The organism is Viridibacillus sp. NPDC096237, from assembly GCF_050278625.1.
Lineage (GTDB): Bacteria > Bacillota > Bacilli > Bacillales_A > Planococcaceae > Viridibacillus.
The window spans coordinates 47,140-68,007 of record NZ_JBNNTI010000007.1; the positions used below are offsets into that span (position 1 = coordinate 47,140).

Annotated in this window: 18 protein-coding genes and 1 other annotated feature; of the genes, 10 read left to right on the forward strand and 8 right to left on the reverse strand. The window is 35.1% G+C overall.

Annotated features, from left to right (window positions below; genetic code table 11):
- Positions 1 to 10: 10 nt before the first annotated feature.
- Positions 11 to 1,702, reverse strand: a complete 1,692-nt coding sequence (ezrA, locus tag ACQKMD_RS06625; RefSeq protein ID WP_427750519.1) for a septation ring formation regulator EzrA — start codon at positions 1,700 to 1,702, stop codon at positions 11 to 13.
- Between the two features lie 148 nt (positions 1,703 to 1,850).
- On the opposite strand from ezrA, the gene hisJ reads away from it, so the two are divergent.
- Both hisJ and ACQKMD_RS06635 read left to right on the forward strand, forming a co-directional pair.
- The gene (gene hisJ, locus ACQKMD_RS06630; RefSeq protein ID WP_427750521.1) at positions 1,851 to 2,648 is read left to right on the forward strand and encodes a histidinol-phosphatase HisJ; all 798 of its coding nucleotides are present in this window, start codon (positions 1,851 to 1,853) and stop codon (positions 2,646 to 2,648) included.
- A gap of 19 nt (positions 2,649 to 2,667) precedes the next feature.
- Positions 2,668 to 3,153 (forward strand): GAF domain-containing protein, encoded by a 486-nt coding sequence (locus ACQKMD_RS06635; RefSeq protein WP_427750523.1) that lies wholly within the window; start codon positions 2,668 to 2,670, stop codon positions 3,151 to 3,153.
- A gap of 55 nt (positions 3,154 to 3,208) precedes the next feature.
- Here the strand turns inward: ACQKMD_RS06635 and ACQKMD_RS06640 are convergent, their stop codons facing one another.
- Positions 3,209 to 5,077, reverse strand: a complete 1,869-nt coding sequence (locus ACQKMD_RS06640; protein WP_427750525.1) for a diguanylate cyclase domain-containing protein — start codon at positions 5,075 to 5,077, stop codon at positions 3,209 to 3,211.
- A 407-nt stretch (positions 5,078 to 5,484) separates the two neighbouring features.
- On the opposite strand from ACQKMD_RS06640, the gene rpsD reads away from it, so the two are divergent.
- Both rpsD and ACQKMD_RS06650 read left to right on the forward strand, forming a co-directional pair.
- Positions 5,485 to 6,087, forward strand: coding sequence for a 30S ribosomal protein S4 (gene rpsD, locus ACQKMD_RS06645; protein ID WP_427750527.1), 603 nt, complete (start codon positions 5,485 to 5,487; stop codon positions 6,085 to 6,087).
- A gap of 574 nt (positions 6,088 to 6,661) precedes the next feature.
- A complete protein-coding gene (locus ACQKMD_RS06650) occupies positions 6,662 to 7,714 on the forward strand; it encodes an Ig-like domain-containing protein (RefSeq protein WP_427750529.1) in 1,053 nt (350 codons plus the stop codon).
- Between the two features lie 561 nt (positions 7,715 to 8,275).
- Here ACQKMD_RS06650 and ACQKMD_RS06655 read toward each other — a convergent pair.
- The 3 genes from ACQKMD_RS06655 to ACQKMD_RS06665 all read right to left on the reverse strand — a co-directional run bounded on the left by ACQKMD_RS06655 (position 8,276) and on the right by ACQKMD_RS06665 (position 9,733).
- Positions 8,276 to 8,923, reverse strand: a complete 648-nt coding sequence (locus ACQKMD_RS06655; protein ID WP_427750531.1) for a YIP1 family protein — start codon at positions 8,921 to 8,923, stop codon at positions 8,276 to 8,278.
- A 192-nt stretch (positions 8,924 to 9,115) separates the two neighbouring features.
- Positions 9,116 to 9,412, reverse strand: a complete 297-nt coding sequence (locus tag ACQKMD_RS06660) for a rhodanese-like domain-containing protein (protein WP_427750533.1) — start codon at positions 9,410 to 9,412, stop codon at positions 9,116 to 9,118.
- Between the two features lie 57 nt (positions 9,413 to 9,469).
- On the reverse strand, positions 9,470 to 9,733 hold the full coding sequence (locus tag ACQKMD_RS06665) for a metal-sensitive transcriptional regulator (RefSeq protein WP_038187870.1): 264 nt from the start codon (positions 9,731 to 9,733) through the stop codon (positions 9,470 to 9,472).
- A gap of 435 nt (positions 9,734 to 10,168) precedes the next feature.
- Between ACQKMD_RS06665 and ACQKMD_RS06670 the strand changes: the two genes are divergently transcribed.
- A complete protein-coding gene (locus tag ACQKMD_RS06670) occupies positions 10,169 to 10,291 on the forward strand; it encodes a hypothetical protein (RefSeq protein WP_427750535.1) in 123 nt (40 codons plus the stop codon).
- 36 nt (positions 10,292 to 10,327) lie between these two features.
- The gene (locus ACQKMD_RS06675) at positions 10,328 to 11,140 is read left to right on the forward strand and encodes a cobalamin-binding protein (RefSeq protein WP_427750537.1); all 813 of its coding nucleotides are present in this window, start codon (positions 10,328 to 10,330) and stop codon (positions 11,138 to 11,140) included.
- A 376-nt stretch (positions 11,141 to 11,516) separates the two neighbouring features.
- Here ACQKMD_RS06675 and tyrS read toward each other — a convergent pair whose 3' ends face one another.
- Positions 11,517 to 12,782, reverse strand: a complete 1,266-nt coding sequence (tyrS, locus tag ACQKMD_RS06680) for a tyrosine--tRNA ligase (protein ID WP_427750539.1) — start codon at positions 12,780 to 12,782, stop codon at positions 11,517 to 11,519.
- Positions 12,783 to 12,829: 47 nt separating this feature from the next.
- Positions 12,830 to 13,030: a binding site (T-box leader), on the reverse strand.
- A 158-nt stretch (positions 13,031 to 13,188) separates the two neighbouring features.
- Between tyrS and ACQKMD_RS06685 the strand changes: the two genes are divergently transcribed.
- The 4 genes from ACQKMD_RS06685 (at position 13,189) to ACQKMD_RS06700 (ending at position 18,499) form a co-directional block, all read left to right on the forward strand.
- The gene (locus ACQKMD_RS06685) at positions 13,189 to 15,837 is read left to right on the forward strand and encodes a transglycosylase domain-containing protein (protein WP_427750618.1); all 2,649 of its coding nucleotides are present in this window, start codon (positions 13,189 to 13,191) and stop codon (positions 15,835 to 15,837) included.
- 198 nt (positions 15,838 to 16,035) lie between these two features.
- Positions 16,036 to 16,668 carry a GNAT family N-acetyltransferase gene (locus tag ACQKMD_RS06690; protein ID WP_427750540.1) on the forward strand — a complete coding sequence of 211 codons (633 nt, stop codon included), beginning with the start codon at positions 16,036 to 16,038 and terminating at the stop codon, positions 16,666 to 16,668.
- Between the two features lie 26 nt (positions 16,669 to 16,694).
- Positions 16,695 to 17,342, forward strand: a complete 648-nt coding sequence (locus ACQKMD_RS06695) for an acetoin utilization AcuB family protein (RefSeq protein WP_427750542.1) — start codon at positions 16,695 to 16,697, stop codon at positions 17,340 to 17,342.
- Positions 17,312 to 18,499 (forward strand): acetoin utilization protein AcuC, encoded by a 1,188-nt coding sequence (locus ACQKMD_RS06700; protein WP_427750544.1) that lies wholly within the window; start codon positions 17,312 to 17,314, stop codon positions 18,497 to 18,499. Before ACQKMD_RS06695 ends, ACQKMD_RS06700 begins: the two co-directional genes overlap by 31 nt.
- A 73-nt stretch (positions 18,500 to 18,572) precedes the next feature.
- Here the strand turns inward: ACQKMD_RS06700 and ccpA are convergent, their stop codons facing one another.
- Both ccpA and ACQKMD_RS06710 read right to left on the reverse strand, forming a co-directional pair.
- Positions 18,573 to 19,571, reverse strand: coding sequence for a catabolite control protein A (gene ccpA / locus ACQKMD_RS06705; protein WP_427750546.1), 999 nt, complete (start codon positions 19,569 to 19,571; stop codon positions 18,573 to 18,575).
- Between the two features lie 105 nt (positions 19,572 to 19,676).
- Complete coding sequence (locus tag ACQKMD_RS06710; protein ID WP_427750548.1) at positions 19,677 to 20,762, reverse strand: bifunctional 3-deoxy-7-phosphoheptulonate synthase/chorismate mutase; 1,086 nt, start codon at positions 20,760 to 20,762, stop codon at positions 19,677 to 19,679.
- Positions 20,763 to 20,868 lie beyond the last annotated feature (106 nt).

Genomic DNA, 20,868 nt, shown 5'->3' on the forward strand with positions numbered 1-20,868 from the left:
ATTATGAACGTCAATTGTCGTCTTTGGCAAGTACTTGAATTTTTTTCATGGCACCTGGTTCTGCTGCTTCTACAGCTGTTGCCGCGTTTTCTAGCGCTTTTGCATAACGGAATTCACGAAATGCCTGCTCTGCTTCTAGTAAACGTTGGTGCATTGTCGGATTAGATGCACGGTAACGGTTACCGTATTGAATAATTCTTTCGATTAAAAGTACGTTTTCAAGCATTTCTGTTGCTGTATTATGTACATCTTGAATACATTTTTCAGCGGTATCCAAATTCTTATGTACGACTACCATATTCAACGGCACTTCTTTTAAGCTTTGAACAACTATAAATAATTGTTCTTCAGCTTCTTCTAATCGTATATCCATTTCTTCTGGAATCCCCGGAATATTCGCCTTATTTAACATACGATCTGTTTCATGCAATAACTGCTTTAGATTTCCGAGTGTAGCTCTTGCTTTATTTTCGTCAATTCTTAAACTCTTTAAGCGATCAGCAAATCGATCTTGCTCTTCAAATAGGCGTTCTGTTTCTTCTTTAACTCCCTTTAACTCCTCTTGTAAGCTAGAATAGGCAGATTGTTCTTCTTTTACTTGTACCGATAACAATTCATAACGCTGACGAACTGACATCAATTGTTGTTTACAATTGGTAGGAAGTGCAGCGTCTTTTTCTGATAAATGATATCCTTTTTGAACTTCTTCTGCTTCTCTTGCTGTTTCAAGAGTTGATAAAATGACGTCCTCTAATCGATTACCAATTTGTTCAAAGTTTTCATCGACAAATCGCTTAGCCATTACTTCTTTTTCTAATGCATCGTAAAATGAATCGATTTCATCTTTGATTTCATTTACACGATGCTGTACTGAAATTATGTTCAGATCAGCAATTTGTTGTTTAAACTCAGCGATACTCTCTTCAATCACATCTAACTTTTCATTCATTTCTAGATGCTTTAGGAAGAAAGATTGTTCTTCCATTTCGCGTTGACCGTTTCGCAGTTCATGAATATGAGATGGAATTTTGTGTTGAATATCCGTTAATAACGCTGGAATTTCATTTATCAATTTGAAAATTTGTTGACCTTCTTCATCTAACGTAATAACGATTTCTCTTGCTTGCAAATAGTTACCTGATTCCGTTAGTACTTCATATTCTTCAAATTTCGGATTAAATGCCTCCATACGTTTTTCTAATGGACCTGCTGCAGGACCGTAAGAATATTGATGCGCTAACAACGTCTTTCTTGCTGAACGGTACTGATCCTTCAGCTGTTCAATCTCGATTCTGTTTTTCTCTTCACTACCGATTAATTCACCAAGTTCTTTTAAAATTTGGATCATCTCTTGATCGTACTCATTAATACGTGATTCAATTTCTTTTTCAATGTCTGTCGCTTTGCCAAATTGGAATTTATCCACATGCTCTTCGGCATCAAATAATAGCACGTCGATTTTAGGCATTTCAACGTCCATAAGCTCCGTCCATTTATTGCGCCAACGCTCAAACATTTCTTCTGTTTGACCATTCATATTCAGAGCTTTCACTTTTGTTAACTCCTCCAAAACAGGTTTATTTTGAATTTGAAGCTTTTTTTGTTCCAACCTCTGAATTTCGTTATTATGTTTTCGACGCAAAATGAAAATAAATGCTACTATAATACATAGTACGATGATGACGGGAATGATATACTGCATCGTAAGACCCCCTGTTCCTAAATCACTATTTCAGCCTATTAATTAACCTTAATATTACCATGTTTTCGGTGAATTTGTTTACCGTTTACACGTATTTTTAAAAAATATCTACCATATCACTATATTATACAAGTTGGAGGAATATTTTATGAAACGAGATGCTCACATTCACTCACCTTTTTGCCCTCATGGAACGATGGATGATTTTGAAGACTACATCAAAAAAGCAATCAATTTTGGATTTACTGACATTACGTTTACAGAACACGCACCTCTTCCTAACAATTTTACTGACCCAACGCCTTTCAAGGATAGTGGTATGAAAACCGAACAATTAACAACATACATAGAAAAATTAAAAAAACTAAAAAAACAATATGCATCAGAAATTCGTATCCGCATTGGTTTAGAAGTCGATTATATTACCGATTATGAACGACAAATACGGGACTTTTTAAATCACATCGGTCCACAGTTGGACGATGCTATTTTATCAGTTCACTTTTTAAAATATGACAATGCCTACACATGTGTAGACTATTCAAGTGAGATTTTCCTTGAGTTTGCCGAAAAAGTTGGAACAGTAAAGGAAGTTTACAATCTATATTATGAAACAGTAAAAGAATCTATTTCTGCTGATTTAGGTCCTTTCAAACCAAAGCGAATCGGCCACCCGACACTCGTTCATAAATTTCAATTAGCTCATCAACAAAAAATAGACGATCACAAACAAATCGAAGAAATTTTACAACTGATGGCCAACAAGGACTATGAACTAGATGTTAACGGAGCAGGTTTATCAAAAAAATATTGTAAAGAACCTTATCCTCCATTACAATATATTAAACTTGCTGATACTCTAAAGATTCCGCTTGTTTTTGGCTCTGACGCTCATCAAGTTACGAATTTACACCAACATTATGATAAAATTTTCCCTTTAAAATAATTTAGAATGGAGAGATAGAATGTTTACACAATCCTCTTTTAGTGGCAGCCCAACAGAGCAATATGCTTTATTAGCTAAGCAACTAGACGCTTTATTAGTAGGCGAAACGGATGCCATTGCTAATTTAAGCAACGCCTCGGCATTACTAAATCAATTTTTAGATACAATTAACTGGTGTGGATTTTACTTACATAAAAACGATGAATTATTGCTAGGACCATTCCAAGGGTTACCCGCCTGTGTTCATATTGCAATTGGACGTGGAATTTGTGGTACCGCAGCAGCTAAACAAGAAACAATCGTCGTTAAAGATGTTCATGCATTTCCAGGTCATATTGCTTGTGATGCAGCTTCTCAATCAGAGATTGTTGTTCCAATCATCATTGAAGGTAAGCTTTTTGGTGTACTTGATATCGATAGCCCTATTCAAAACCGCTTTTCTGATGATGATCGTAAAGGTATAGAACATTTTGTACAAGTGTTAACGAATCATCTTTCATTTTAAAATATCAAAAGAGTTACGCCCACAATTATATGGGACGTAACTCTTTTTTTAAATCTTAATATGTGACATCGTCCATTTCAAACAAACGAAATTGATTTTTGCCGTTATTTTTCGCTTCATATAATGCAATATCTGCATTTTGAAAAACGTTATGAAAATTGTGTTTAACATTTTTTTGCCAAGCAGCTACACCGGAAGATACAGTGACTGATGGTACCGTTACTTCTGGAATAGATGCAACAATTTTATCGACTAGATCAATTGATGCCAATAATGTTTGATTAGGTAAATAGATAGCAATTTCTTCGCCACCCCATCTAGCACAAATCCCTTGGCCTTGCACTGTATCTGTCAAATGTCGTGCTATTGTTACTAAAATCGCATCACCTTTTTGGTGCCCATATGTATCATTTATCATTTTAAAATCATCGATATCTAATAGAATAAAGACTCCGCTTTCATCCTTATCCATCGAGACTTCAACATACCGGTCCAAATATTTTCTAGCAAACAATTTAGTTAAATGATCTCGATCGACCATTTCCTGAAGTTGCTCACGTAAAATTGTATTCGAAATCGCCATTGAAGAATGACGTATTAAAGATTGCATTAATTTAAAACTGTCAAAAGAAAAGAAATAAGGATCATTATGTAAGACGATGCTAAAACCATGTACTTTTTCACGAATAATAATGGGTATAGCCATCATGGACATAAGTGATACTTTATCAGCCACTAAACTGCTGAAATCTGCTACAAATAGCGGATCTGTCGATTTATCAAAATGATCACTAACATATTTCAAATATGGCTTAGATACATTTTCAAAGAAAAAAGCTGTACTCCCAGTTGTTACTTGATAATCATTATTTTCCTTTAAAACAAAACAAATCTCATTAGGATTGAACGACTTTGTTAACTGCTTTGCTAGAAACAATAACATTTCTTCTTGATTCAATTTCATGTTTAATCGGTGGGACGTTTCATTTATAAGTTGAAGATCTGAAACTAATCGATGGGATTGATGATATAATTTTGCATTCTCTAATGCATTCCCTGATATTTCAGCTATATGCATAATAAGGTCTTGCTCTTGTTGACTAAAAACATAATTAAGCGGTGCGAAAATTTGAAGCACCCCATAAATTCCTTGACGGCCTTTAATTGGTGCATTTAATACACACCATTCGATGTCTACTGCCTGCTCAATTTTCACATCACCAGAGACAAAGGCTTCTATAGTAGAAGAACGTTCAGACATATAATCAAATGTATGCGTATCAACAGTTAAATGCCGATCTTGGTCATTTGATAAAATAAGTTTAGATTCAAACTTTGGGAGAGCGCTTCTTACACCATGAAGAAGTGCTTTCAGTATTCGATCTATATCCATCGATGAATGGAAAATACCAGTCATTCTAACTAATTCAGTATTCATCTTTTGTTCATATGTGGTTCTTTTATTTTTTTGTATTAACTGAATAACACGCGAGATTAGCATTTCAAAATCATGTATATACTTTGTCTTCGCAAATTCTTTCCAATACCCAGTTTCTTGCACAATGATAATGCCAAATGGTTTCTGATTTACTTCCCGTAAAACTATTGCATCATCAGCAAAATCATATTTTTTTTCCAAAATATCAACAAATGCGCTTGGGAATGGATACTGTTGATGAAAATACGGCTCTAATAATGCACTCGGAATACCATTATTCTCTTGTTCTACATCAATAGAGACAGGTGAGAACATATCTTTCTTTAAATGTAAGTATTCACTTTTTGAAACACCGAAGTATTGTAAGAAGATCCCTTTTAATAGTTCTAAATATTCACTACTATTAAGTTTTTCATCTATTAAATCTGTCCACAAGTCTAGGATCTGACATTTTACATTTTGCATTGTTTGTTGATAATCTGCCATGCAATCACCTTTTCCTTCAAAACATGCTATATATGATCTTGTCTAATTCTATTATACATAAAATAAGCCTTTTCAACTATAGTTCTTTTGGAAAAAACTTCTTAATTCACAGAAACTGTATCAAAACTCCTTGAATTATCCTTAATCCACTTGTTTTATCTTTTCTACAATCTCTCATTTTTCTTGACACATTACTATGTAAAAGTTAAAATTGGCTTTGTGTAAAATAAACGCAGCAGTTGTATGGTTTTATTGCTTTCATTTTATTCCTCCAGAAATGGATGGTGTAACACGTAACCCTTTGGCTGCATGGGCGAAGTTACATGAAAATAAAATGACAATAATTCTGGATACATCTGGTTTTTATTTTACAACAAAATAAAACCAATTGAAGGAGGAGACTCTCTATGTCTCGTTATACAGGTCCATCATGGAAACTGTCTCGTCGCCTTGGTATTTCACTAAGCGGCACAGGTAAAGAAATCGAAAAACGCCCTTACGCACCAGGACAACACGGTCCTAACCAACGTAAAAAATTATCAGAATACGGTTTGCAATTACAAGAAAAACAAAAACTTCGTCATATGTATGGTATGAACGAACGTCAATTCCGTACTCTATTCGACAAAGCTGGTAAAATGCAAGGTATCCACGGTGAAAACTTCATGATCCTTCTTGAAACTCGCCTTGATAACTTAGTATACCGTTTAGGTCTTTCACGCACTCGTCGTGGATCTCGTCAATTAGTAAACCACGGCCACATTATGGTTGATGGCAAACGCGTTGACATCCCTTCATTCCGTGTAAAACCAGGTCAAGTGATTTCTCTTCGTGAAAAATCTCAAAACCTTGATGTAGTTAATGAAGCAATCGAAGTAAACAACTTCGTACCAGAATACCTATCATTGGATGCAGACAAAAAAGAAGGTACTTTTGTACGTCTTCCAGAACGTAGCGAATTATCGGCTGAAATCAACGAAGCTTACATCGTAGAGTACTACTCTCGTTAATCTTCTTGCTTTCCAAAAGCAGATTATCTCAAAACCTTGAAACTGTTATATCAACAGTTTCAAGGTTTTTTCTTTTTCTCCAAGTATCCAAAGTTACTCAAAACAACTTTATTATCTGGGGGAATAGTTCAAAGAAGTGGTTTTTTTGTACAATAAGTTTGTGAGGGAACACTTAAACCCTTGGTACCATTGCTGGGGGAGCTTGGCATGCATGTTTTACATATCAGACAGCAAAAAGAGCAAAAGCCATCATCGGCTATCGCTCTTTATCATATTTTAACTTAAGTGCAGTTTTACTTTTTCATCACCTTATTATGCAAAGCTACTTTTAAATAGTGTTTTTCCTTTATCATTCCCTCGAGTTTTAATAAAATATACAACGAAGTATTCATCAATATCTTTAGTTTTTTTCCAATACTTCCATTTCATGGATGCCTATTGTTATGTATATAAAATTTTTACTACGAGATAAAATTTAGTAAGGGTAGATAGATATCAAAACTACATGTTTTTTATTATATATTTATTACAAAAAATATACTAAAGTAGTAATTATAAGGAGGGGGAATTTTACATGAAAAAAATAATGTTTATATTTTTATTAAGTCTACCATTTTTTATTTTCTCTAGTACTGCACAAGCAGAGACTACAGTTTCTGAAAGTTTAATTCCAAAAATGACATCGAATGATGCACCATCTGGTAAGGTAACAAGCAGCTCTAAAGTATTAGAACCATTTTTAGCTTTTGACGGAGTACCACACTATTCAGTTAGTAATAACTTTAAAGCTTGGGGAACGAATACACAAACGGGTTGGCTTGGGTATGAATTTGATACACCAAAGATATTAACTAAGTACATTTTATTTTATGGGAAACATCAAAGTAGTAATCCTGGTTATATGACTAATTTACCAAATTCTTGGACTTTTGAAGGATCTAACGATGGGGTTAATTGGACAAAGCTTGATAGTGTTAGCAATTATGCTATATGGCAAGATGGGGAAAATGCCTTTGAAATAGATAATAAGCAACCATTTACGCATTTTAGAATTAATATTACCAAAAATAATGGAAGTACAAGCAATGTAGTTAACCTTACTATTCATGAATTAGAACTTTGGGGATATGACGCTACTGTTAAACCTGAACCTAACGTTGAAACAATCTCATTAGATAAATACAAATTAGAATTAGTTGAAGATAGCCACGATAAACTTACAGCAACCGTATTGCCTGAAAACGCCGCAAATAAAAAAATTATTTGGACAAGCAGTGATGAATCAATTGCGACTGTTGACCAAGAAGGTAATGTAACAGCTATTCGAGAAGGAGAAGCAATTATTACTGCAAAGGTAGAAAACACAGATCTAGTAGCTATTTGTACAGTTATCGTCAAGAAACTAAATAATGAACATTCGAGTGCTATTCTAAGTATCACTTTAGTAAATGGCATAACAAAAGAATATGATGTGACTAATAAAGTTTTAAATAATTACTTAATTTGGTTTGAAAGTTCTCAAGGTACTTCAACATTCAAATTTTCAAAAACACTTTCGCCTTATAAAAAAGTAACGGAATATATAGTACATGACAAGATTGCCTCATTTGAAGTTAGGGAATATTAAGATAAAGAACGTATAGCAATAATTTAACGAAGTTTTAGAATCAGACTTTGATGTAACTGTATAAAACATTAAAAGACCAGGACTCAATTATATTACGAGTACCTGGTCTTTATTATTTTTGTACATATTTGATTTTATCTATTAGAAGAAACATTGCATCGAGAAATTGTTTTATGGGTAGTAGTCCACTTTTTGTTTTTAATCGATAACTGTTCCCTGATTGAACTAAATCAGTAATAGTATACTTTTCATTCACCTTAGTGCCTGTACCTTTTTTGATTTTCCGAATACTACTTCATCATATACAAAACATAGTTTTAAAATGCGGTATAACCCTGTGTTCCTTTCTTATAATATTCTTCAGTATTGTTTGGTTTGCTAACTGTGATAATTTCAGTATCTAATCCATTCTTAACCTTTTTTGAATTGAGCTCTCGTTTACCTCTTGTTCATAACAGCTTTAGAACCTTTAGAAATGTTGAATTATCAACAATTTCTAAAGGTATTTTTATTACAAAAAAGCTCTTCCGCTTAATAACAAAAGAGCTAAAAAACTTACACTTAAATACTCAATATGAGCCCTACAATAGTACCTATTATAGCAATAAGGATAAAAATAAAAATAATACCAGGAATTAAGATAGTTAATACAGCACGCCATATTGAGAATCGATGTACCTCAGAAACAATAGCTACGTTAATAACTATTGACCACACTCCAATAATAATTGATGCAATTGATGCTACTACAGCAATAATCGTAAATGAAACATCTCCAGGAACTATATCGGTTTTAAAATAAGTCACTGGCGAGAAAGCCATCCATATAAACATAAATGGAAATAACCAAATCCCCGGAATTCCAACGATACTTAGCCCTTTGAACATTTCTTTATAAGTTGCCTGACCACCAAAGAGTTTACCAAACAGCCATACTACAAGGCTAGAAACGGAAACAGATAGTAAACCTAAGAATGGACCTAACAGCGTACATAGTAAGATAATTCCCCAAATAGGCATAATTGGATATATTTCCGTGTCTGACGTTCCAATTATAGTACCCGCAATTCCGCTAAGTATAACAAACATAATGGCATAACCAATTGATTTTTCCTCCAATACAAATCTAGCTGTCTTTTTCGGATTAAGCCAAATAGAAAAAAACGGTTGTATTTGATCTTTTTCTTTCATTTCATCAATAGAATTCATTTTACAAAAAACACTCCTCATTAAATAAAAACACTTCTCTTCTTTTAATAGAATAACAGAAATAACAAGAAAAATTAGCATTTTCTTAAGAACGCTCTAAATTCAGTTGATTATACTGAAATGTACATTATAAAAAAGAGTATGCAAATCGCATACTCTTTTCTACGGAACTTATAGCTGAATCTTATTCAATTATTCAACATCGCCAGCCCAAGCCAGCATGCCGCCATCCATATTTGCTACATTAAAGCCTTGATTTTCTAAAAACATTGTTGCATTGCCACTACGCCCACCAGAGCGACAAACCATAATGTACTCTTTTGATTTATCCAGTTCATTCATACGAAATTCGATTAAACCTAAAGGAATATTAATAGCTGTTGGAATTATGCCCGTTGCTACTTCTTCTACTTCGCGAACATCTATCAATTTCAATTCTTTACCCGATTCTAATAATTGTTGTACTTCTTCTACTGAAATTGATTTCATTTTCATTATCCCCTTACCCCACTAGGTATATATTATATTAAAATAAGGAAGAGACGATTATCGGCTCTTCACTAATAGATCAACAGCTTCTTTAATTAAAGTTTCTTTATCTTTTCCTTTAAGCTCATTTTCATCCTCCATGCAACGTACTAAGTTAGTACTTACAATAAGTCCAATTGCACGATCAATTGCTGATCGAGAGGCAGATAGCTGTGTGATGACATCTTTACATTCTTTCTCTTCTTCAATCATACGAATAATACCTTTTAACTGCCCTTCTATTCGTTTCAATCGATTTTTAATTTGATCGTTATACTCCATTATCATCACTCCAATTCAAGCATATCGTGTAACAGTTATAGATATTATACCCCTAAAGGTATTGTGTCAAGTAAATATACTATAAACAAAACATTTGAAAATCAATACCCCTGGCAGTATATTGTAAATACTTTACAATGTATATAAAAGGAGGGAATACGAAATGACATATGACGTAACTGTTTATTCTTCTACAAATTGTGGTTATGCGTGTTAATAAAAAATTTATAAAACATTCCTTATAAGGAAGTAATTATTCAAGAAAAGCCTGAAATTGCACAATTATTAGTGACTGCAACTGGTCGTCTCGGTGTACCACAAACGAATATAAATGGCAATTGGGTACTTGGTTATGATCCCAATTTTGCTATTAAAATTATTCAAAATCACCAATTAACAGCTAACAACAGTTAATGGAAACGGAGAATTGAACTAATGGCATCGATTATGCTACTACTCGCAATCGCTGTTTTTATGTATATCCGTACTAAATCAACAAAAGGAAAAAGTATTTCTGCATCCAAGAATAGCCAATCGTTATGGTATAATGACACTTAACGAATGACTTTTTATTTACAAGGAGGTCTTTTAGAGATGAAAATCATATCAATTTGTCCTAGCAATACTGAACTACTAATCTATTTACAGCTTGAACATCAGTTGATTGCTATCGATGATTTTTCTGATTGGCCATCTGCTATTCAGCATTTACCACGCCTTGGTCCTGATCTTTCCATTAATATGGATTTGCTTGAAAGCATGGAACCCGAGCTCGTTCTCGCTTCACTTAGCGTTCCTGGAATGGAGAAAAATATTGAAGAACTTGAACATCGTAAAATTCCTCATATCGTTCTAAACCCTAATAGTCTACAAGAAATTGCTGAAGATTTACGTATACTAGGTAAAGTATGTGGCGTACTTGAGCACGCTGAAACAAGAGCTGCTGAATTTGAAGGCTTTGTTGCTAGTATGCAGAAAATCGGCGAAAGTTGTGAAATTAAACCTTCATTATATTGGGAATGGTGGCCAAACCCAATATTCACGCCAGGTGGTATAAACTGGCTGACTGAAATAAGCGAAATCGCAGGTGGTCTAAATCTCTTTGCTGATGTTGGATTAGCTAGTGTACAAACTGATTGGAACGATGTACTAAATCGAAATCCTGATTATGCATTTTTAGCATGGGTCGGTGTTCAGTATCACCGAATTAAACCTGAGCACCTACTGAAAAGACCTGGTGCTTTAGAGATGACTGCCATAAAGTTAGACCGCCTTCATGTAATGGAAGAATGGCTCTATTGCCGACCTTCCCCTAGGTTACTAGAAGGAGCATTGAAGTTAGCAAAATTGTTACATCCAAAAGAGTATTCAGACTTAGTTTTACCTGAATGGATACTTGAAAAATAATCTGAATAAAAAATAGTAAAAGACTTTTCACATTGAGTGGAAAGTCTTTTTTTAATCCTTCTTATTTTTCAATATTTTAAGATTAATTAGGGTTAATTTTGCACAAAAGAGCCTACTCTATATAAAGAATAGGTTTGTTTGATTATCATAATTTTTAAATGTTCTGTGCTCCTTTGCAAAGATAAAAAAGACTACTGCTCACTTTAAAGTGAGTAGTAGTCTTGGTGGACTAGCATATTTAGCATTTATCGGCATATCCAGCTTCAGGCGCTAGACTCTCGAGGTCACTTGGGCCAACAGGATGTTGGCCATGCAACCGTTGCGACACGACGTCGCGTACTTAGGTTACGTTCCTTGAAACGAGCGCCTTCAGCATTTAAGAGAACTGTACCATGTGGTATTTCTTTTTGCCTCTTCTTACGATTGCGAATGCATCCTCTAGGCGGTCTTTGGCGTCTACAGTGTATGCTAAATCTGTAATTTTTTCGCCGTTGATTGAGATGGCGCCGTTTGTTACGTCTTCACGGGCTTGACGTTTTGAAGATGAAATTTTAGCTTCGACTATTAGATCTACGATATTTTGATCTTCTTTTGAGATTTCAACAGAAGGTATACCGCTAAATGCTACTTTCATTTCTTCTACTGAAAGTGCTTTTAAGTCACCTGAGAATAAAGCTCCTGTGATGCGGATTGCTTGTTCCAATCCTTCTTCACCGTGAATAAGTTTTGTCATTTCAGCAGCCAATGCTTTTTGCGCTTTACGTAAATGTGGCTCAGTTTCTACAGCAGCTTTTAATACTTCGATTTCTTCACGAGATAGGAATGTGAAGATTTTCAAATATTTCACGACATCAGAGTCAGCTGTATTGATCCAGAATTGGTAAAACTCGTATGGTGATGTTTTTTCAGCATCTAACCAAACTGCTCCACCAGCAGTTTTACCGAATTTTGTACCATCTGCTTTTGTTACTAATGGAATTGTAATACCAAATGCTTTTGTTTCTTCTTCATGTGTTTTACGAATGACTTCAAGGCCAGTTGTAATATTACCCCACTGATCAGAACCACCAACTTGAATACGGCAGTTCATATTGTCGTATAAGTGGTTGAAGTCAATACCTTGAATAATTGTGTATGCAAATTCCGTAAATGAAAGGCCAGTATCAAGACGAGATGAAATTGTATCTTTACCAAGCATGTAGTTAACATTGATTAATTTACCATAGTCACGTAGGAACTCGATTGTATCCATTGAACCAATCCAGTCACGGTTGTTTGCCAATTTTGCACCGTTTCCAGAATTGAAATCGAAAATACGCTCTAATTGTTTTTTAATAGCTTGAACATTTTTCTCAACTTGCTCGACTGTTTGTAATTGGCGCTCTTCAGAACGACCTGATGGGTCACCTATCATACCAGTAGCGCCACCGACTAATAGAATTGGTTGGTGACCTGCCATTTGGAATCTTCTTAAAGTAAGTAGTGGCACGATATGTCCGATATGCATGCTATCTGCAGTTGGGTCAACACCACAATACAAAGAAACAGATTCCTCGTTTAATAATTTTTCCATACCTTCAGCATCTGTTTGTTGGTACAGTAGGCCACGCCACTGTAAATCTTCCAATAATGGATTTGTCATATTCCTTACCTCCTAATATAAATAAAAAAAGTCCCTGCATATAAATATGCAGGGACGTTAATCACAATTTAACGCGGTACCACCCAGCTTGAAGAAAAATGATTCTTCCGGCTCATACGTCTTAACGCGACGCATACGTTCTCGCTCCAAATGTGTAATTCGTGTCCATATTGTGACTAACTTTCACCAACCGCTAGCTCTCTATACAGGGAATATGTTCACTACTGCGCACTTTTCAACGCTCGAAAAACTATTAATGACTATTGTACTTCATTTAGATTCATTGTCAATAAATATTATTAGTCATTATTCAATTATGGTATAATTAACGAGATTTTAGGAGGTCGATTTAGTGATAGAACAATTTAAAAAATGGGTTAAAAAAATAGACAATCGCATCCAAGAAATGACTTCTATGAGCTGGATGAAAACCATGCGTATAACATCAAGCGTGATCTGGAATTTATGTTTATTATTTGTCGTATTATCAGTTGTAGGTTTTGTATTCGTAGGGTCTATTGGCGCTGGGTATTTTGCCTCCCTCGTAAAAGAAGAGCCTTTACGAGCAAAAGCTGAAATGCGTAGTGATATTTTAACTTACGATGAAACGAGTGATCTCTACTTCGCAGGTGGAAAATATTTAGGTAAAATGCGTTCGGACTTAGAACGACGCGAAACAACTCTAGATAAGGTCTCGCCTAATGTAATTAATGCAGTTCTAGCTACAGAGGATGAGTACTTCTACGAACATAACGGAATTGTGCCAAAAGCCGTTTTCCGTGGATTATTACAAGATGTAACGAACTCTGCTACACAAACAGGTGGTTCGACATTAACGCAACAATTAATCAAAAACCAAATTTTAACGAATGAAGTTTCATATGAACGTAAAGCGAAGGAATTATTACTAGCAATGCGTCTTGAGAGTTTCATGGAAAAGGATGAAATTTTAGAAGCTTATTTAAATATTATTCCATATGGTAGAAATTCATCTGGTCGTAATATTGCTGGAATCGAAACAGCAGCTGAAGGTATTTTCAATAAAAAAGCTAACGATCTTAACCTTGCACAAGCTGCTTATATCGCCGGTATTCCACAATCACCTTATGCCTATACACCATTTACACAGCAAGGGAAGCTTAAAGATAAAGAATCATTAGCACATGGTATTAATCGTATGAAAACTGTTTTGTATCGTATGCATGAAAGCGGTTATATTACGGACAAGCAATATAAAAAAGCATTGAAATACAAAATTAAAAAAGATTTCCGTAAATCTGAACTTCGCCCTGAAGAAAAATATCCATATGTAACATATGAAATTGAAAGCCGTGCAAAAGATATAATGGCAACAATTTTAGCTAAAAAAGATGGCATAGATCCAAAACGTTTAAAAAATGAAAAGAAATTAAAAGAAAAATATACAATCTTAGCAGATCGTGAATTACGATCAAAAGGTTACAAGATATACTCTACGATTGATAAGAAAATGTATGACAATATGCAAAATGTAAAAGATAACTTTGCCTATTACGGTGCTACATTTAAAAAGACTGTTACAGATTCAGAGACTGGAAAAAGTAAACAAGTTGATGTACCTGTACAAGTTGGTAGTATCGTCATGGAAAACAAAACAGGTAAAATTTTAAGCTTTATCGGTGGCCGTGACTTTAAATTAGAAGAGTTAAACCACGCGACACAAGCAAAACGTTCAAATGGCTCTACTATGAAACCACTTTTAGTATACGCACCTGCAATTGAATACGGAGTAATTGGTGCAGGTAGTCCAGTAGTCGATGTGAAATTTAACCACCTTGGATGGTCTCCATCAAACATTTCCGGTGATACCCGAGGTATCATTTCGGCACGTGAAGCATTAAAAGACTCTCAAAACTTGACAGCAATCCGACTATACAGTCAAATTATGAACCGTAGACCCGCTGATTTACTTGCCAAAAATGGTTTCTCACATTTAGATGCAGATGATTATACAAACTACGCAACTTCAATCGGTGCACTTAAATACGGTGTAACAGTTGAAGAAAATACAAATGCATTTGCGACTTTCGCAAATGGCGGTAAATTCGTAGATGGTTATATGATTTCGAAAATTGTAGATTCAGACGGTAAAACTGTATATAAACACAAATCTAAAGCGAAACAAGTATACAGTCCACAAACTTCATATATCATTACGGATATGATGCGCGATGTATTGAAACAAGGAACTGGTACTACAGCAAATGCTGGCCTGAAATTTAGTGCAGATTTCGCAGCTAAAACGGGTACATCTCAAGATTATAAAGACGTTTGGGTGGTTGGATACAATCCAGACATTTCACTAGGTGTATGGATGGGTTATGATACTCCACAAACACTTTATCAATACAATGAGACTTACTTGCAACCAGGTACTCGTGTAAATATGTTATGGGCTAAACTAATGAACTCTGTTTATGATTCTAATCCTAAATTAGCTACAGCATCTGGTAAACGTTTCACTCCTCCTGCAGGTGTAGTAAGCCAAACATTCTGTGGTTTGTCTGGACGAGCATTATCATCAGCGTGTTCAAAAGCGGGCTTCTCACGTACTGACTTATTCAACTCGCAAGTAATGCTACCTACTAGTCCAGATGATAGTTTCAATTCAAGTGGTGGCTTAAATCCTGACTTTATCTCTCGTATGTTAGGAGTCCTAGGCGGAGATCCTACAGGTATTCTATCGTCGAAAGAGAAAGAGAAACTTAATCCTACTAACACAGATGAAAAAGATAAAGACACGGAAAAAGATAAAAATAAAGACAAAGATACACAGCCAAATAACAATTCTTCGAATTCAAATACGAATTCAGATACGAATTCGAATTCGAATACCGATAAAGACAAAAACAAAGACAAAAATGCGAAACCTAATACAGACAATAAAAAGCCGACAACAGATAAAGACAATTCAACTGAGCAAGATAAAGACAATTCAACTGAGCAAGATAAAGACAAAAACCCAAACACCGATAAGGATAAAGACAAAAATACTGGCACTAGTAACAACAATTAATCCTTCAAAAAGAGCATTCTACATATATGTAGAATGCTCTTTTCTTATACCATCCAGTTATATTTAAACTTCCTTATTCATCTTTTTAAAGCTACACAAACTTACGACACTAGTCATATAATTTTCTCATTTGTGTGATTATTCTCTTTTTCATTCATGTATAATTGAAATACAATATCTTAGTAAGGCGGTGAAATAATGGAATATATTAAAACTTATTACGGCGTTAATATGGATACGAAATTAGGTAAAGTTGTAGTTGAAGGTCCTATCCCTCCTGAACAATTAGAAAAACTAAAATTCCATGAGGACTTAACAGCTTTTCGTGTTGCTAAACAGCAATTTAAAGCGCTAATAGGAATAGCCAAATTACCGGAAGGACGTATTATTATTGCCCGTAATGAGGATACCATCGTCGGTTATGCAACTTTTTTATATCCTGACCCATTAGAACGTTGGTCTGAAGGGAAAATGGAAAATTTAATTGAGCTAGGAGCAATCGAAGTCATACCAGAATTTCGTGGAACAGGTGTAGGCAAACAAATACTTCGCTTATCTATGATGGATGATGCGATGGAAGACTATATCATTATTACGACCGAATATTATTGGCACTGGGATTTAAAAAGAACAGGACTAAATGTTTGGGAATATCGTAAAATCATGGAGAAAATGATGAATGCAGGAGGTCTAGAGAATTTCGCCACTGACGAACCTGAAATCTCTTCACACCCTGCAAATTGCCTAATGGCACGAATTGGTAGTAGAGTTGATAATGAATCAATTCTAAAATTTGATCAGTTACGTTTTAAAAGCCGTTTCATGTACTAAACAACTAAACAAGGGGGATTTTGTCTATGATTGTTGAAGAAATCATGAATACAACTGTGTTTTCCTTACAACCATCCAGCACTATTAAGGAGGCAGTTCAGTTACTTAAAAAAGAACGGATTCGTCATTTACCTATTACAAACGCAGCTAACGAAGTAGTTGGCTTGGTGACAGAAAGAGATATAAAAAATGCTCTTCCTTCTTCACTGCACAAAATATCCGACGGAGATATCTATAACCAACCGTTAGAAAATATTATGAAAAAAAATATTATTGTTGGGCACCCACTTGATTTCGTCGAAGAAATCGCTATTATTTTTTATGAACAAAAGATTGGCTGTTTACCTATCGTTAGTGGAGGAAAGTTAGTAGGAATTGTAACAGGAACAGACCTACTGTATAACTACATTGAGTTAACAGGAGCAAATAAACCAAGCTCACATATTGAAATTCGTGTACCAGATATCGTTGGTATATTATTTGAAGTAACAAAAGTATTCCATAAGCACTACGCGAGTGTATTGAGTGTCTTAGTATATCCAGATAAAGAGTTTGATGAAATGAAAATACTATCTATCCGAGTAAAAATCATGAATCCTCTGTCCATCATTGAGGATTTACGAAAAGAAGGGTTTGATGTTCTATGGCCAAATATGCCGGGCATGAAACTGTAGCAAAGAACGCCGTATTCATCTACTCAGATAACCAACTTGGATATAAATTTTCTGACACTCATCCTTTTAATCAAAAAAGACTAACTTTAACAGTAGATTTACTAAATGAACTTGGTGCCTTAAATAAAGCAGATATTATTGAACCGCGTATCGCAACAGATGAAGAAATCCTCCTTGGTCACGAAGCAAAATATGTGGATATTGTAAAAAAAGCTGGCCGTGGTGAAATAACAAATGAACAGGGTGAACAGTATGGTATCGGCACAGAGGATACACCAATCTTCCCTTATATGCATGAAGCAAGTGCTCATATCGTCGGTGGCACCCTAACGGCATGTGATTATGTGATGCAAGGAAAGGCTAAGCATGCTGCTAACCTAGGTGGTGGACTTCATCACGGTTTTAAAAGTCGTGCATCGGGATTTTGTATTTATAATGACAGTACTGTAGCCATTAAGTATATGCAACAAAAATACAATGCTAGAGTACTCTATATCGATACAGACGCACATCATGGTGACGGTGTTCAGTGGAGCTTCTACGATGATCCAAATGTATGCACTATTTCTATTCATGAAACAGGTCGTTACCTATTCCCTGGTACTGGAAACGTTACAGAAAGAGGAACTGGCGAAGGTCATGGTACCTCCTTCAATTTACCGATTGATGCTTTCACAGAAGATGAGTCATTTTTGGATATATATGAAACAGCCTTTAGAGAAATAGTCACCCATTTTAAACCAGATGTGATTTTGACACAAAATGGTGCTGATGCACATTATTTTGACCCCTTAACCCATCTTTATTGTTCAATGAAGATTTATAAAGAAATTCCACGGATTGCTCATGAGTTAGCGCATAAATATTGTGATGGTCGCTGGATAGCAGTCGGTGGTGGAGGCTATGATATCTGGCGTGTAGTTCCAAGAGCATGGTCACTTATTTGGACAGAAATGACTGATCAAAAAGCTCCTGATGGACCGCTCCCATCTACTTGGTTAGAGAAGTGGCAAGCTGAATCGCCTGTCACCCTTATACCTACTTGGATGGATTCAGATAATATGTATAATGAAGTGCCACGAAAAGTAGAAATCGCAGAAAAAAATCAGCAAATATTAAAAAAAGCATTATACATGATTCGTTCTATTCAAAGCTAATTGTACATAAAAGGATCGCTCCCGGCGTCTTTTCCAAGACGCTAGAGCGATCCTTTTTTATTGAAGCACTTATTTATTTTACTGAATCTCGTTCTTCAATACGGTGTGGAAGTATAACGATACCATCTTCCACTGTTTCTTTGTTCATAAATTTAGTTAATAGACGCATTGAAACCGCACCAATATCATACAACGGTAATACAACACTTGTTAATTGAGGGCGTACCATACGTGCTAGCTTTGAGTTTTCAAAACTAATCACTTCAATATCCTCAGGGACTTTTTTACCTGCATCTTGTGCGCCATGAATAATACCAATGGCTAGCTCATCGCTACCTGCAAAGAAAGCTGTTGGTGCATTATCAAGCTGGCTTAACTCTGACCAATCTTCGATACCACTATCATAAGAATCTTCATTAGCAACAACTAGTTTGTCATCAAATTCAATGTCAGCTTCTTCTAACGCTCTCTTATATCCAGCAAATTTATATTCTCGGTTAATCGTAGATGTGAACGGTCCTGATACGAAAGCAATTCGTTTATGGCCATTATCTATTAGTCGGCTAACCGCTTCATAAGCCGCTTGTAAATAATCGATATTTACTGATGGTATTTCTTTTGTTTCTTCAATTGAACCTGCCAAAACAATTGGTACAGGTGAATGCCCCATTTTATCTAATAGCTCTTTTGTAACTTGTTCGCTCATCAAAACAATTCCATCAACTTGCTTACCATACATATTATCTAATAATTGTAGTTCCTTATCTTCTCGTTGATCAGAATTCGATAAAATAATATTATAGCGATACATTGTCGCGATATCCTCAATACCTCTCGCAAGTTCAGCATAGAAAATATTAGATATATCTGGGATGATAACGCCTACTGTCGTCGTTTTTTTACTTGCTAAGCCACGAGCAACCGCATTTGGTCTATATTCTAAGCGTTCAATTACATCAAGAACTTTTTTTCTAGTTGACGGCTTAACGTTTGGGTTGCCGTTGACGACACGAGAAACTGTCGCCATAGAAACATTTGCTTCACGTGCAACATCATAAATTGTAACGGTCACTTGATGACCTCCTTTTCTTTTCTTCTTTTTATGATACGACAGTTCGTAAAGATTTTTCAACAAAAGAAAAGTGACGATTCAAGTAATTTGAATCGTCACCCTCTATTATGCGTGAATTTCGTAAGATTTCATGAACTTTTGAAGTGTTTCGTAAAATTCATCGAATTGTGGAATGCTCATTTGTTGTTGAGCATCCGATAATGCTACTGCTGGATCTGGATGAACTTCTGCCATAACACCGTCTGCTCCAATAGCAATGGCTGCTTTAGCACATGGTAATAGTAAATCGCGACGACCAGTTGAGTGTGTTACATCAACAAATACTGGTAAATGCGTTTCTTGTTTTAAAATCGGAACTGCTGAAATGTCTAATGTGTTACGTGTCGCTTTTTCATATGTGCGAATACCACGTTCACAAAGAATAATTTGATCATTACCTTTTGAGATAATGTATTCTGCTGCATTGATGAATTCATCAATTGTTGCTGCTAAACCACGTTTTAAAAGTACAGGTTTATTTGTCGCTCCTGCTGCTTTTAATAATTCAAAGTTTTGCATATTACGTGCACCAATTTGGATAACATCGATATAATCTAGTGCTTCATCCAAATGTGAAGGTGTAACAATTTCAGAAACTACAGCTAAACCGTATTCTTTTGAAATTTGTTTTAAAATTTTCAATCCTTCAAGACCTAATCCTTGGAAGTCATATGGAGATGTACGCGGTTTGTAAGCTCCTCCACGAATCATTTTTAAACCTTTAGATTGAATCGATTCAGCAACTGCTGCTACTTGCTCATACGATTCAACAGCACATGGCCCGAATACGAATGTTGGTTCTCCAGCTCCAATTGCTTCTCCGTTAATATTAACAATTGTATCCTCTGGCTTACGTTTACGAGATACTAGTAATTCTTTTTTATGATCTGTTTCTTGTAATTTTAATGCTGATTTAAAAATCTCTTTGAAAATATGTTCAATCGTACCTTGACTAAGTGGACCTTTATGGTTTTCTTTTAATAGGTTCAACATATGTCTCTCACGAAGAGGATCATAACGATTAACACCTTGTTTTTCTTTAATCTTACCAATTTCTTGTACGACTTCTGCACGTTCGTTAATTAAACTTAAAATTTCAAGGTTTAATGCGTCTACGCGGTCACGTAAGTGATCTAAATTTTGATGACTCATTGCGTTTCTCCTCACTTCCTCGTATCAGGTACTTTCAGTAGACTGAAAACTGTGATACATTTTTAGATAATATGACTATTATAATCAATAAATTTTAAAAAGTCAC